We start from the raw sequence: 13,755 nt of genomic DNA, 5'->3' as shown, positions 1-13,755 counted from the left end.
GAGTTGGGCGTCAGAAGACGTGGACGTACTGGACGTTGACGTTGTGGCCGGAAGGCGCGTTCTTGACCTCCACCGGCATGTAGAAATTGGCGTTGAAGATGTTCTTCCGATCGATCCGCCACGACAGGCCGGGGCCGAGATAGAACTGGGTCTGCTTGCTGTCGGCGACGCGTTCGCCATTGGTGCGGTTGTCGCGCAACTGCTTGAGGTAGTAGCCGTTGATGCCCACGTGCAGATCCTTCACCACTTCCAGCGAGCTGGCGAAGTTGAGCCAGGCGGCGTCGCCGGCCTGGCCGTTGCGGAACACGAAGCCATCGCCCTGCGGCACGTTGGAGGCCTTGTCGGCGCGGAAGTTGTAGAGGTAGTTCAGGCGCCCGCTGATCTCCCAGCGCGGCGTGGGCAGGATGCTGAAGGCCCAGTTCGGCAGCACCGACCAGTAACCCGAGCCCTGGTTGACGTCGCGATTGCGGTCGAACTTGCCGATCGGCGCCAGCACGTCCAGTTCGAAGCGCTGCGAGAACACCGGGCGGCCGTCGCGGATCACCGGCGCCATCTGCAGGTACGGGCCGATGGTCAGGTCGCCCAGGCCGAGGCCGTTGTCGCGCAGCGCCACCGGGCTGTCGTACGCGAACGAGGTGTCCAGATCGACCAGCGCGGCCAGCGCGGTGATGCCGAGCGAGCCGCCGAACAGCTTGTAGTCGCTGAGGTAGGCGACCTGGGTGACCCACACCGAGGAGCCGATGTGCGGATCCCGGAACACCGGCACGTCGTCGCCGTGCGCGTCCTTGATCGCGTCGAAGTCGTAGCGGCGCAGATACTGGATCGCCGTCCAGCCCGGATCGGGTTTGCTGAAACCGTCGAAGAAACTGGTACCGCCGGTGTTGATGCCGGTCGGCAGGGTGGCGCTCTGCGGTACCGATTGCGCGGCCGCCGGGGCGACGCAGGCGATGGTCAGCAAGGCAAGCAGGGACACGCGCGCGTGGGCACGCGGCGGCGAGGGAGCACGGTGGCAGACACGGGTCACAGGCAAGCACTCCAAGCGAAAGGAGAACGACGGGGTGCGGGGGGAAAGGAACGCGGACATGCGCCGCCGCGCACAGGGCACGGCCACGCGGCGACGCGCGCCGTCAGCGGGACGCTGGCGGCGGGTCGGGAATCAACAAGGAAGACGGGCGGGCGGCGCTGGCCGGCCGCGGCAACAAGGACCGCTACAGACGCTCGAGCGCGTCCACCCGGTCCAGCCGGTCCAACGCCTGCAGCAGCGCGCGTGCCGAGGTCGCGCCGAGGGCGGTGCTGAGCTGCTGCTCCATGCGCACCACTTCGGCTTCGGCCTGCGCCAGCAGCGCCGTGCCGGGCGCCGTCAGATGCAGGTGCTGCATGCGCCGATCCTGGCGTCCGCGCACCTGGCGCAGCAGTTTGCGCTTGACCAGGCGCGCGACCACGATCGCCAGGTTCGGCGGCGACACGCTGAGCACCTCGCCCAACTGACGCTGGTTGATGCCCGGGTTGGCGTCCACCAGCACCAGCAGCGAATACTCCACCGGCTTCAGCTCGAAGGCGCGCACGCACTCCTGGAACAGGCGCCGCACCTGCAGTTCGGTGCGGGTGATGCGATAGCCGATCAGGCTGGTCAGGCGCCGCTGGTCCACGCTGTCCGCCGTGTGCGGATCGGCGGGCAACGCGCTGCTGGACATCTCGGGACTGGGTTTCGAACTCACGGCGCTTCCTGCATGGGGCATCCTGCGACCAGGTCACGGCGGATGCGCACGCATCCATCGGCGCCGGCCGGCAACACCGTCGCCGTTGCATTGTAGGGGCATGGCCGCGCATGGTCACAACGCCGCGTCCACGCGCCGCAGCAGCGCGCGGTACGGCGCGGCCGCAGTCCACAGGCACAGCGCGCCGAGCAGCGCCGCGCCCATGCACACCACGCCCAGCGACAGGCCGACCTGGCGCTCGTCGGCGAGCACGTGGTCGGTGCCCAGCGCCACCAGGTACGGCCCCAGGCCCAGCCCGATCAGGTTGACCAGCAGCAGGTAGATCGAGGTGACCTGGCCGCGCAGGCGATTGGGGGTGACCGCCTGCAGGATCGCCGGCGCCAGCGCCACCGGCATGCCCAGCACGAACGTGGTCAGCGCGATCGCCGCCAGCGCCAGCCACGGCCCCGGTGCCACCGCGAACAGCGCACTGCTGACCACCAGCAGCACCGCCCCGACCAGCGAGATCTTCAGCGCCGCGTCGCGGCTGCCGCGCGCCGCCAGGCGGTCGGCGAGGAAGCCGCTGAACAGCATGCCGGCGATGCCGAAGGTGAGGATGATGATGCCGTAGGCCGGGCCGATCTCGCCCGGCGTCCATTGCCAGCGGCGGATGAAGGTGGCCGGCAGCCACGCGGTGATGCCGAAGGTGATCATCGCGATCACCCCATTGGCCAGGAACAGCGCCACGTACACCCGCGCGTTGTCGCGCAGGTGGCGCAGGTCCGGGCGCACGCTCGGCACCGCCGCGGCCTGCTCGCGCCGCGCCGGTTCGCGCACCGTGGCCATCAGCGCGATCACCGCCAGGCCGGGCAGCGCGACCAGGATGAAGGCCGCCTGCCAGGGCCGGAAGCTGCCCAGCAGCGGCAACACCACCGTGCTCTCCTTGCTGGTGGCCGCGATCACCAGGCCGCCGACGATGAACGCCGCCGCCGAGCCGATGTAGACGCCGGAGGTGTACACGCTCATCGCCCGCGCGCGCTTTTCCGGCGGGAAGTAGTCGGCCAGCATCGAGTACGCCGCCGGCGACAGCGAGGCCTCGCCGACGCCGACGAACACCCGCGCCAGGAACAGGGTGAAGAAGCTGGTGACGTAGGCGCCGGCCGCGGTCGCCGCGATCCACACCACCACGCCCAGCACGATCAGGTTGCGGCGGTTGCGGCGGTCGGCGACGCGGCCCAGCATCACCCCGATCAGCGTGTAGAACACCGCGAAGGCGAAACCGTGGACCAGGCTGAAGGCCGAGTCGGACAACTGCAGGTCGCGTTTGATCGGCTGCACCAGCAGTCCCAGGATCTGCCGGTCGACGAAGGACAGCGTGTAGGCCAGCAACAGCACGATGGTGACGTACCACGCATACAGCGGGCGGTACGGCGCAGACGATGGCAGCGGATCGCGCATGGGAAGGCTCCGGCTCAGAAGCGCAGGGTCAGGAAGGGGGCGATGTAGAAGTAGTCGCGGCCGCGGACCGGTCCCTCGCGCAGGAACGGCCCGGCCTGGGTGTAGTGGGCGTACACGTCCAGGCTGGCGAAGGCGTTGAAGCGGTACTTCACCCACAGCACCGAGCGCGTGCCGATGTCGCGCGCATCGTTGGCATCGCCCGGCTGCAGCACCCGCCAGCCGGCGGCGTACACGCCGTCGTGCAGGCTCTGCCGTTGCAGCTTGAGCACGTACATGTCGATCCACAGCCGTTCGCTGGGACGCAGCACCAGCTCCGGGCCGATGGCGCGCACGTTGCTGCTGATCATGCTGCCGTCGAACACCGACGCGCGCGCGTACAGGCCATTGAAGGTGTTCAGTTCGCCATCGCGCGGATCGCGGTCGCCGGAGGACGCCTCCATGCGCCAGCCCAGGCGCGGCGTCCACGCGGTCTTGGCGAAGGTGTAGCCGCCGAACAGCGTGCCCTGCCAGGCGCGCACGCGCTGGCCGGCGAAATGACCGCGCTGGCCGATCAGTTCCAGGTCGTAGTCCCAGCCCTGCACCGCGCCGCTCAGGCGCGTGGACAGGGTGTGCCGATGCTCTTCGCCGACCACGCCGCCATAGCGGCGCCCGTCCTGCACGGTGTCCAGGTACAGCGTCTCCAGCAGCGCCGCCTTCGGCTGGCTGGGCGACAGCGGCACTTCGGCATGTGCGCCCCACAGGCGCTGGTCACGGTTGGTGCGGTCGTCGAAACTGCCGGTACGGGTCAGCACCGGGCGCCCCCACAGCAGGCCGCCGCTCCAGCGCGGCTGCCGGGTCAACAGGCGCACCGCATCGAACGGCATGCGCGAATTGGCCGGATCGCGCGGATCGAGCAGGCGCTGCCAGCCGTAGGCGATCTGCTGGCGGCCGGCGCGCAGGCGCCAGGCGGGTTCCTTCTGCCCGTCGGACAGTTCGACGAAACCCTGCGCCAGGTCCAGCGGGTTGCGGTCGGTGGCCTGCGCCGGCCGCGTCTGCAGGCCGGCCACGCGGCTGTCGGCCAGTTCGCCGAACAGGCGCACATACGCCGAGGGCCGGTAGTCGGCCCACAGCCGCAGGCGCTGCTGCGCGTAGCCGTGCGGATCGGTGGCGAAGCGGCCGAAGCCGGCATGCTCGCGATAGTCGTACAGCGTGCGGCTCTCGCCGCCGAGGCTGAGCCAGCCATCGCCGAGCGGGATGTACTTCCACTTCTCCCAGCCCTGGCGCGGCTGCGCGGCCAACGCCGAATAGTCTTCCTGATCGGCCAGCAACTTGCCCTGCGGGCCGTTGTTTTCTGCATCGGCCTGGCCGCAGCCGACGCTGCACAACATTGCCAGGCACACGGCACGGGGCGCACGCCGCGCGCGCGCAAGAGGCACAGTCATCGATTCCCTCCCAAGTCTCGAAGCCAGTGGTGCGAAGAAGCGCGATCCGGCTAGCCGGTGGCGCGGTCGGATGGCCCGGTCATGACGGCGGCGCCGCCACCGCGCCCGGCGCGGTCCCGGCGTAGAGCTGTTCGACCAGCGCCGCACGCGCACGCAGCACGTTGCGCTGGTTGATCGAGCCCTTGTCGGTGATCTCGCCGGTCTCCAGGCTCGGCGGCTGTTCCAGCCAGGCCGCGCATGCGACATGGCTGGCGCTGCCGGTGGCGCTGCGGTTGAGCGTATCGAGCAGGCGCTGCAGCCAGGCGCGCACCGGCGGCGCCTGCAGCACCTGCGCCGCCTCGGCTTGCGCCGGCAGCCCCGACAACGCCTGCAACGCGTCCAGCCGCGGGAACAGCAGCAGGCCGATGGCGTCGCGGTCGGCGCCGGTCACCACCACGTCCTGCACGTAGGCGGCGCCTTCCATCAGCACGCGCGTGCGCAGCGGGCCGACGCTGACGAACACGCCGGAGGACAGCTTGAAATCCTCGGCCAGGCGCCCGTCGAACAACAGCCCGCGCTCGGGGTGCTGCGGATCGATCGGCTTGAGCGCATCGCCGGAGCGGTAGAAGCCCTCCTCGTCGAAGGCCTCGGCGGTCTGCTGCGGCGCGTTCCAGTAGCCCGGCATCACGTGCGGCCCGCGGAAGCGCGCCTCCAGCTTGTCGCCGACCGGCACCAGCTTGACCTCGCAGCCCGGCGCCGGCACGCCGACGTCGCCAGGCGTGTTGCTGGTACCGTGGGTGAAGGTGCACGAGGGCGCGCACTCGGTCATGCCCAGGCCGGCGAGCATGCGGATGCGCTCGCCGCAATGCGCCTCGGCGATGCGCTCCAGGCGGTCCCAGACCTCCTGCGACAATGCCGCGGCGGCGAAGAAGAACATGCGCATGCGCGACAGGAAGGTCTCGCGCAGCGCCGCATCCTGTTCCAGCGCCTGCGCCAGCTGCTCCCAGCCGCGCGGCACGCTCAGGTACACGGTGGGCGCGATCTCGCGCAGGTTGCGCAGCGTCTGCTGGAACAGCGCCGGGGTCGGCTTGCCGTCGTCCAGATAGAAGCTGCCGCCGTTGTACAGGGCGATGCCGATGTTGTGGCTGCCGCCGAAGGTGTGGTTCCACGGCAGCCAGTCGACCAGCACCGGCGTCTGCCCAAGCACCGGGAAGGTCTGCAGCAGCATCTGCTGGTTCGCGCACAGCATGCGCTGGGTGGTGATCACCGCCTTGGGCAGCAGGGTGGAGCCGGAGGTGAACAGGAACTTGGCGATGCTGTCCGGGCCGCAGGCGGCGAAGGCGGCATCGGCGGCGTCCAGCGCGCGCGGCGCCAGCAACTCCTCGAAGCGCAGGCAGGCGCGATCGCGCAGGGTGCCGCGCACGCACACTGCCGGCACATCGGTGGGGAACACGGCAGCGATCGCCGGGGCGAACGCGTCGCCGTCGCTGGCGAACAACAGGCCCGGGCGCAGCACCTCGGCCACATGCCGCAGCTTGGCGTAATCGCGCGACAGCAGGGCATAGCCCGGCGACACCGGGCAGTACGGGATGCCGGCGTACATCGCTGCGAACGCGAGCTGCAGGTGTTCCAGATCGTTGCCGGACAGGATCGCCAGCGGCCGTTGCGCCGACAGGCCCATGTCCAGCAGGTGCGCGGCGATGCGGCGGGTGCGCTCGAGCATCTGCGCGTAGCTCAGGCGCCGCCACTGCCCCTCTTCGTCGCGCTGCGCCACGAAGGTCGCATCGGGGGTATGCAGCGCCCAGTGCTGCAGGCGCTGCAGCAGGTGCCGTGGCAGCGGCGCCAGCGGTTCGCGTGCGCGCAGGCGCAGCACGCCGTCGGCATCGCGGTGGACCTCGGTATCGGCGTGGCTCAGTCCGACAGGACGGTAGCGCACGGCGGTGGCAACGGACTCAGCGGCATTCATCGGAACCATCCGGAGGAGAGAGACGGCACGGCGTGCGGCAGCGCCGCCGCGGCCCCCGCGGGCCGCAGGCGACGCGACGGGTCAGCGCTTGTAGGTCTGCAGACCGGGCTTGATGGTTTTGTCGTCCAGGAATTGCTTCAGGCCTTGTTGCCGGCCCTTCTCGGGATCGCGGTGATTGGACTGGTCGACCTTGGCGTACAGGTAGTCCTCGTTCTGCTCCCAAGTCAGTTCGCGGCAGCGCTTGAAGCCGTGCTTGGCGAAGCGCAGCACCACCGGGTTCTTCTGCTGCAGTTCCTGCGCCAGCTTGGTCACTTCGGCGCGCAGTTGCGCGCGCGGCACGCTGGCGTTGACCAGGCCCATCTGCGCCGCCTCGGTGCCGGTGAAGGTACGCCCGGTCATGATGTACAGCATGGCGTTGCGGTGGCCCATGGTGTCGGCGACCGCCTTGCTGACCAGGTTGCCCGGCGGGATGCCCCAGTTGATCTCCGACAGCCCGAATACCGCCTCGTCGGCGGCGATGGCCAGGTCGCAGGCCACCAGCGGCGAGAATGCGCCGCCGAAGCACCAGCCATTGACCGCGGCGATGGTCGGCTTGCTGTAGAAGCGCAGCAGGCGCCACTGCCACTGCGAGCAGTCGCGGCGCATGCGCTCCTGCACGATCTCTTCCTTGCCGTCGGTCTCGCGGAAGTATTCCTTCAGGTCCATGCCGGCCGACCAGGACTCACCGGCGCCGGTCAGCACCAGCACCTCGGCGTCGCTGTCCAGTTCCAGCGTTTCCAGCACGTCGATCATCTCGCGGTTGAGCGTGGGGCTCATCGCGTTGCGCTTGTCCGGACGATTCAGGGTGACCCAGGCGATGCCTGCGTCGATCTCGACCTGGACGGTCTGCCAGCGGTCTTGGTAGCTGCTCATGGATAGGCCTGCATGGGGAGGGGGGAGGAGCGGATCACTTAGTACTGATAATAGTTATAGATCATCATTATTTCGGCGCAAGCTGCACTGCAGCATGCTCGGGCGCCGTGACAGGTCTGCGTCGGCCACCGCGGGCCGCGTCTGCAATCACGCGATTCTGCGATCTGGCGTGTGGGCGATTCCAATATGCTGCACGCGGCAGGCCAACGTGGCCGCGCTTCACGCCCGGCAAACGGAGCCCTCACGGTCAGCCCTGGTTCATCGGCTAGGATCGGCGGCACAGGGGATCGCCACCACCGGAGTGATGTCCATGCACACCGCCTCCGCACTTGCCCAGCCTGTCCAGCCGCACCGCACTGTCGATCTGGACGCCGAGATGGCGTATTGGCGTCAGGCCCATGCCGAGGGCCGCCTCGGTCACCAAGGCTTCGCCGACTACGCGCAGTTGCTGAAGATCGGCTACGACGTGTACCTGGCCTACCCACGCGCCAGCGAGGCGCAACTCTACCGGGTCCTGCAGGACGCCTATCACCAGTGCGCGCCGATGCTGTCGGTGCCATGGGACGAGGCGCGCTGGCTGGTGCGGCATGCGTGGCAGCACCTGGCGCATTCGGCGCGTTGTCACTGAGGAGCACCTTGCGCAGCGGGGCATCTCGTCGTTGCCCGCGCAGGAGCGGCTTCAGTCGTTACTGAAGGCGCCCACAAGGCCCGCATGCCGGCGTCGCGGCGACAACAGGACAGCACCCCATCGTGTGCATGGCACACCGCGGCTGCGCCGCGGGTTTGCTGTCGCGCGCTCCCCACGCTGCATGCGGCTCAACGCGACGACGTGGGCGGCGATGTGCTGCGCTCCTTCGCCTCCAGGCGCCCGTGGAACGCGTTCGAGCCCTTGCCCGGTGCCGTCGCCGCCTCGCCCTCGCTGTGCTTGAGCCGCTGCTTGCGCTGTTCGACCACGCTGCTGGCCAGGGCCACGCGACGCCCGATCACCATGTCGGTCAGCCAGTCGATCAGGTAGCGCGTGTACGCGGCCTGGTGCGCCTTTTCGGTCAGCGCATGATCGGCACCGGCAATCGTGCGCGTGGTCAGCGAGCGCGCGTTGGAGAAGGCGGCCGCATAGTTGCGCAACACCTGCCGTGGCACGATCACGTCGCGTTCGGCCTCCACCAGCAGCACGTCGCCACGGTAACGCTGGCAGGCCGCCAGGGCGCAGTTGTCCGCCGGCGCCACCACGCGGTTGCGATAGGGCATCAGGTCCGGATCGCGGTTCAGCGCGACCTTCGGCCCGTCCCAGTGCGCGTCCTTGTACAGTGCCGGCGAGCGCAGCGCCAGCCATTCCACCGGCCGCTCCAGGGTCAGCAACGCGGCCAGGTAGCCGCCGTAGCTCAGCCCCACCACCGCGATCGCCTCCGGATCCACCTGCGGCGACGCCGCCAGGCGATCGTAGGCGGCCTTGATGTCGTCCAGGTTCTGCGCGCGCGTGACCGTCTCGCGCATCGAGGCCAGGCCTTCGTGCCCGCGCAGGTCGAAGGTCAGACACACGCAGCCCAGGCCCGCCGCCTCGCGCGCGCGCACCAGGTTGTGGTGCTGGTTGCCGCCCCAACCGTGCACGAACAGCACGCCGGGCAGCCGGCTGGTCGGCGTCAGCAAGGTGCCGCTGAGCGCCGCGCCGTCGACCGCGATGTCGATGCTGGACAGTTCCGCTTCCATGGTCAGGCCACACTGCGCATGTAGCGGTACTTGGTCAACAGGCCGGTGCGCGGCTGCTCGCCGACGTAGTAGACCTGCGCCCCGGACGGCGGCGGCGGGTGCGCGCCGTAGCGCTCGACCGTGGCGGCGATCACGCGCTGCAGCGTCGGCGATTGCTGGAACGCGGCGACCGCGGCCAATTCGGCCGGCGTGGCGCCGCCGACACGCCAGGACTGCTCGAGCACGCCGCAGGCAACGCTGCCGTCCGTCAAGAGGCCCTCGATCACGTCGTAGTTGCGCCGCGAGGCATAGAACCCGGGATAGGCCGCGGCCACCAGCCGGTCGTAGTCGCGCGCCTTCATCACCGCGGTGCGCTGGCGTGGCGGCAATGGTTGCTCCAGCAGGGTATCGAGGGTGCCGCGGATCACGTGCAGTTCCGAGCCGCCATACGCCTCACGGCCGCTGCCGTCGCGGGTGACCGATTGCGTGCCCCAGTAGGCGATGGTCACGCCGGCGCAGTGGGTTTCGCCGACGCTGAAGGTGGTCGACTGGTGCACATGCCGTTCCAGCACCACGCCATGCTGGCGCAGCTCGTGCGCGGGCAGGGTCGCCAATGCCGCGTCCAGCGTCTGCGCGTCGCCAAGCAGCACCTGCCCCAGCCCACCGACGCCGTGCGGCAGCTTCAGCCGCACCGGGCCACCGGCATGCAGGCGCGCAAACGCGCGCCGCGCGTCGCCTGCGCTGAAGGCGGTGTAGCCGGGCAGCGTCATGTCCGCCAGCGCCATCCCCAGGTCCGGCTGCCACCCGTCCGGTGCCTGCGCATTGGCATCGACCAGCGGATGGCTGATCGCCTTGGTGGCGACGAAGGCATACGGCACCACGCCGCCAAGCAGATCGTCCACCGCGTGCACGCCGAGCCGCTGGGCCTGGGCGGCGGTGAGGGTGTCATCGGGCACGCAGAACGCGCACGTCCCGGCGGCGCAAGGATCCTCGTGCAGCGGCAGGCGCATCAGCCGCGCCACTTCCGCGACGACCCAGGCATGCGTGGCCACCTCGTGGCCGCCGGACGCCGCGTCGCGTACGTGGCAGGCGCGCACATTGGCATAAGCGGCAGGTCCGGCCATGCGCGAGGCTCCGTGCGGGGCCGGATGACGCGCCGCCTCGCTCATGTCCCGTACCAGCGCAGCAGCAGCACGACCACCAACGCCAGCAACACCACCACCGCAATCGCACCGAGCCAGCGGCTGCCGCGCAATTGCCGCCACCAGGCCGCGGCTTCGGAGGTGCCGCTGGCATCGCGGGCGCGGCGGCGCGGCGGCGCAGAGCCGGAAGGGGGAGCCGCAGGATGGCGGTCGTCGTGGCGCATGGACCCAGGCTGTCGCGCAGACCGTCGCACGGGGGTGAACGCAATGTCGTGCGCGCGTCATGCGCGACGACCGACATCACGAAGCCGAAGGGGCACTAAGGTCCGCTGCCCGCGGCCGACGCTTGCGGTGGGACGCATCACTGCGTGCGCAGAACGCCCGTGGCGGGATCACTGCCGACCGGATGCGCAGCAACGCGCTCAGGGGGCGCTGTGCACAGTGCTCAGGCAGTCGCCACGGCATGTGCGGGCAGCCGCGCGTCGATGCGGTGCTTACCGGCCAGCGCCTGCATCCCCTGCAAGGTGGCCTGCACCGCACTGGCGTAGCCACTGCGCCACAAGTCGGCGCGCGATTGCCGCGACGCGGCCGCATTCAGCGCCAGCGCGAAGGCCGGCACACGCGGATCGGCCAGCATGGCGCGCTCCAGGAACGGCTGCTCCGGCGCGATGACGTCGACCGGCGCCAGCCAGGCATCGGCGACCAATTCGGCCACGCCGACGCGGTGCGAGAGTTGATGCATGGCGCTGAGCGTCTCGTGCAGCATTTCCAGGCATGCCCATTGCCACAACGCCGTCTTGTACTGCGGGTCGGCCTGGTCCAGGGCGGACAAGGCGCCATCGACATGATCGATGCGGAGATCCTGCATGGCCGGCTCCATACGGCGTTGCGATCCGCACATTCTGCGCGGCGAAAGTGAGCGCAACGTGAGTCGGGCGGCGGCCTCGACATGCACCCAATCACACGGCGCGCGACGCGGCTGGGTCCCTGGAGAGGCATCGCGTATACTTGCGCACCGCGCCCCGCCGGCGCGCGCCTGCTCCCCACGCTCTCCCATGACGCCACCCTGACACCCGCGACATGCATCGGTCCGCCCTCGACGGCAGGCCGCAGGTTGCTGGTTTTCCCTTGCATCTAGCGAGCACTGCCCTGCGACAGGGCGGTGTCAGGAGCGTTTACCTTGAAGTTTTCCTCTTCCCTGCGCCAGTCATGGTGCGGCAATCTCCGTGGCGACGTGCTCGCCGGCCTGGTCGTGGCACTGGCGCTGATTCCCGAGGCGATCGCGTTCTCGATCATCGCCGGGGTCGACCCCAAGATCGGCCTCTATGCCGCCTTCTGCATCTGCGTGACCATCGCCTTCGCCGGTGGACGCCCCGGCATGATCTCCGCCGCCACCGGCGCGATGGCGTTGCTGATGATCGGCCTGGTCAAGCAGCACGGCCTGCACTACCTGCTGGCGGCCACGCTGCTGACCGGCGTGCTGCAGATCCTGGCCGGGCTGTTCAAGCTCGGCGCGCTGATGCGCTTCGTTTCGCGCTCGGTGATCACCGGTTTCGTCAACGCCCTGGCGATCCTGATCTTCATGGCGCAACTGCCCGAACTGATCGGCGTGCCGGCGCCGGTGTATCCGTTGGTAGCGCTGGGCTTGCTGCTGATCTACGGCCTGCCCTGGCTGTCGCGGCGCAGCTTCCCCGGTATCGGCCTGTGGCTGCTGGTGCTGGGCGCGGCATTGACCGCGGGCAGCATGGCGCCATGGACGCTGCTGCCGGTGGCCGTGGGTGGCGCGCTGGCGTTGGTGCTCGGGCACCGCTGGACGCGCGGCGTGGCCGTGCCGCCACCGTTGGTGACGATCGTGCTGCTGACCGGGCTGGCGCTGTACTTCGGCATCCATGTGCCCACTGTCGGCGACAAGGGGCAACTGCCCGACCGCCTGCCCAGCCTGCTGTTGCCGGCGGTGCCGTGGACGCTGGAGACGCTGCGGATCGTGTTCCCGGTCGCGGCGACGATGGCGGTGGTCGGCCTGCTCGAGTCGATGATGACCGCGCAGATCGTCGACGACATGACCGACACGCCCAGCGACAAGAACCGCGAATGCGTGGGCCAGGGCGTGGCCAACATCGTCAGCGGCCTGTTCGGCGGCATGGCCGGCTGCGCGATGATCGGGCAGTCGGTGATCAACGTGAAGTCCGGCGGGCGCGGCCGCCTGTCCGCACTGGTCGCCGGCAGCGTGCTGTTGCTGCTGGTGGTGTTTGCCGGCGCCTGGGTGCGGCAGATCCCGATGGCTGCGCTGGTGGCGGTGATGATCATGGTCTCGGTCGGCACCTTCAGCTGGCGCTCGCTGGCGCAGTTGCGCACCCACCCGGCCAGCTCCAGCGTGGTGATGCTCGGCACCGTCGCGGTGACCGTGGCCACCCACGATCTGGCGCGCGGCGTCCTCACCGGCGTGCTGCTGTCGGCGCTGTTCTTCGCGCGCAAGGTCGGGCGCATGCTCGACATCGAGCGGAGCGAGGACGCGGACGGCGGCCACACCTACCGCATCCGCGGCCAGTTGTTCTTCGCCTCGGCCGGCAGCTTCGCCGGCGCCTTCGACTTCGCCCATGCGCCAGCGCGGGTCACCGTGGATCTGAGCCATGCGCATGTCTGGGACATCAGCGCCATCGGCGCGCTGGATCAGGTGGTGCTGAAATTCCGCCGCCACGGCGCCCAGGTCCACGTGGTGGGACTGAACGTGGGCAGTGCGGCAATGGTCGGTCGACTAGGCACCCATCATCGGGGCGACGTGGAGCACGTGCCTCTGCACTGAGGCATGGGCGGGAGAGTCGACGCTGCGGCGACACCGCGCAGCGCATCGACCACAACGCGATCCGCGGGTGACCGCGCGATCGCCGCCGCGCTCGCCTTCCCACGGTGACACGGTAACGACATCGGCCGATTAGCATCGAACTGCTACGGCCATGCAGGAGATCCGCCGATGTCACTGGACCACTGGCAACTGCCGCCACACGGTTGGGTACCCAACCACCCGTTCCTGCCGGTGCTGCACTACCGGCAGTCTGCCGGCGCCCTGGACGCCGACGGGTTCGAACGCCGCTTCGCGGCGCACGGCTGGCCGCCGCAATGGCGCGACGGCATCTACGACTATCACCACTACCATTCCACCGCGCACGAGGTGCTGGGCGTCGCCTGCGGCAGCGCCCGCGTGCTGCTCGGCGGCCCGGGCGGCATCGAGGTTGCGCTCGCGGCCGGCGACGCCCTGCTGCTGCCGGCCGGTACCGGCCATTGCCGGCTATCGGCGAGCGCCGACTTCCTGGTGGTCGGCGCTTATCCCGACGGGCAGGACTGGGATATCTGCCGGGAACCGCCCAGCGCCGAAAGACTGCAACGGATCGCCAACGTGCCGTTTCCGCAGAGCGATCCGCTGCTCGGGGCGGAGGGGCCGTTGCTGACGTATTGGCAGAAGCAGGCAGATCCGCAAACTGGTCGCCCTGGCTAAG

Annotated in this window: 13 protein-coding genes; 3 read left to right on the top strand and 10 right to left on the bottom strand. The window is 69.7% G+C overall.

The window, feature by feature from the left end; translation table 11 throughout:
* Positions 1-10: 10 nt before the first annotated feature.
* The 6 genes from M3U25_RS12640 to M3U25_RS12615 form a co-directional block, all read right to left on the bottom strand.
* Positions 11-973 carry a transporter gene (locus M3U25_RS12640; RefSeq protein WP_160946831.1) on the bottom strand — a complete coding sequence of 321 codons (963 nt, stop codon included), beginning with the start codon at positions 971-973 and terminating at the stop codon, positions 11-13.
* Between the two features lie 235 nt (positions 974-1,208).
* Positions 1,209-1,694: a MarR family transcriptional regulator gene (locus M3U25_RS12635; RefSeq protein WP_242081627.1), complete on the bottom strand. Its 486-nt coding sequence runs from the start codon at positions 1,692-1,694 to the stop codon at positions 1,209-1,211.
* A 138-nt stretch (positions 1,695-1,832) separates the two neighbouring features.
* Positions 1,833-3,155, bottom strand: coding sequence for an MFS transporter (locus M3U25_RS12630; protein WP_242081493.1), 1,323 nt, complete (start codon positions 3,153-3,155; stop codon positions 1,833-1,835).
* Between the two features lie 14 nt (positions 3,156-3,169).
* The gene (locus M3U25_RS12625) at positions 3,170-4,576 is read right to left on the bottom strand and encodes an alginate export family protein (RefSeq protein WP_355502980.1); all 1,407 of its coding nucleotides are present in this window, start codon (positions 4,574-4,576) and stop codon (positions 3,170-3,172) included.
* A 79-nt stretch (positions 4,577-4,655) separates the two neighbouring features.
* A complete protein-coding gene (locus M3U25_RS12620; RefSeq protein WP_355502982.1) occupies positions 4,656-6,521 on the bottom strand; it encodes a feruloyl-CoA synthase in 1,866 nt (621 codons plus the stop codon).
* Between the two features lie 81 nt (positions 6,522-6,602).
* Positions 6,603-7,433 carry a p-hydroxycinnamoyl CoA hydratase/lyase gene (locus M3U25_RS12615; RefSeq protein ID WP_010343733.1) on the bottom strand — a complete coding sequence of 277 codons (831 nt, stop codon included), beginning with the start codon at positions 7,431-7,433 and terminating at the stop codon, positions 6,603-6,605.
* 310 nt (positions 7,434-7,743) lie between these two features.
* Here M3U25_RS12615 and M3U25_RS12610 point away from each other — a divergent pair, with 310 nt between their 5' ends.
* On the top strand, positions 7,744-8,061 hold the full coding sequence (locus M3U25_RS12610; protein ID WP_160946834.1) for a hypothetical protein: 318 nt from the start codon (positions 7,744-7,746) through the stop codon (positions 8,059-8,061).
* Between the two features lie 188 nt (positions 8,062-8,249).
* Here the strand turns inward: M3U25_RS12610 and M3U25_RS12605 are convergent, their stop codons facing one another.
* The 4 genes from M3U25_RS12605 to M3U25_RS12590 all read right to left on the bottom strand — a co-directional run bounded on the left by M3U25_RS12605 (position 8,250) and on the right by M3U25_RS12590 (position 11,129).
* Complete coding sequence (locus M3U25_RS12605; protein WP_355502985.1) at positions 8,250-9,140, bottom strand: alpha/beta fold hydrolase; 891 nt, start codon at positions 9,138-9,140, stop codon at positions 8,250-8,252.
* A 2-nt stretch (positions 9,141-9,142) separates the two neighbouring features.
* A complete protein-coding gene (locus tag M3U25_RS12600) occupies positions 9,143-10,243 on the bottom strand; it encodes a DUF3182 family protein (RefSeq protein WP_355502987.1) in 1,101 nt (366 codons plus the stop codon).
* 41 nt (positions 10,244-10,284) lie between these two features.
* On the bottom strand, positions 10,285-10,485 hold the full coding sequence (locus M3U25_RS12595; RefSeq protein ID WP_160946837.1) for a hypothetical protein: 201 nt from the start codon (positions 10,483-10,485) through the stop codon (positions 10,285-10,287).
* A gap of 221 nt (positions 10,486-10,706) precedes the next feature.
* On the bottom strand, positions 10,707-11,129 hold the full coding sequence (locus M3U25_RS12590; RefSeq protein ID WP_355502989.1) for a hypothetical protein: 423 nt from the start codon (positions 11,127-11,129) through the stop codon (positions 10,707-10,709).
* A 312-nt stretch (positions 11,130-11,441) separates the two neighbouring features.
* Here M3U25_RS12590 and M3U25_RS12585 point away from each other — a divergent pair, with 312 nt between their 5' ends.
* On the top strand, positions 11,442-13,064 hold the full coding sequence (locus tag M3U25_RS12585; protein ID WP_160946839.1) for a SulP family inorganic anion transporter: 1,623 nt from the start codon (positions 11,442-11,444) through the stop codon (positions 13,062-13,064).
* A 168-nt stretch (positions 13,065-13,232) separates the two neighbouring features.
* On the top strand, positions 13,233-13,754 hold the full coding sequence (locus tag M3U25_RS12580) for a cupin (RefSeq protein WP_355502991.1): 522 nt from the start codon (positions 13,233-13,235) through the stop codon (positions 13,752-13,754).
* Position 13,755 lies beyond the last annotated feature (1 nt).

It is taken from the genome of Xanthomonas sp. PPL134 (assembly GCF_040595915.1).
In the GTDB taxonomy this organism is placed as follows: domain Bacteria; phylum Pseudomonadota; class Gammaproteobacteria; order Xanthomonadales; family Xanthomonadaceae; genus Xanthomonas_A; species Xanthomonas_A indica.
Note: the sequence above shows the minus strand (reverse complement) of the source record. Positions and strands in the feature narration are given on the sequence as shown.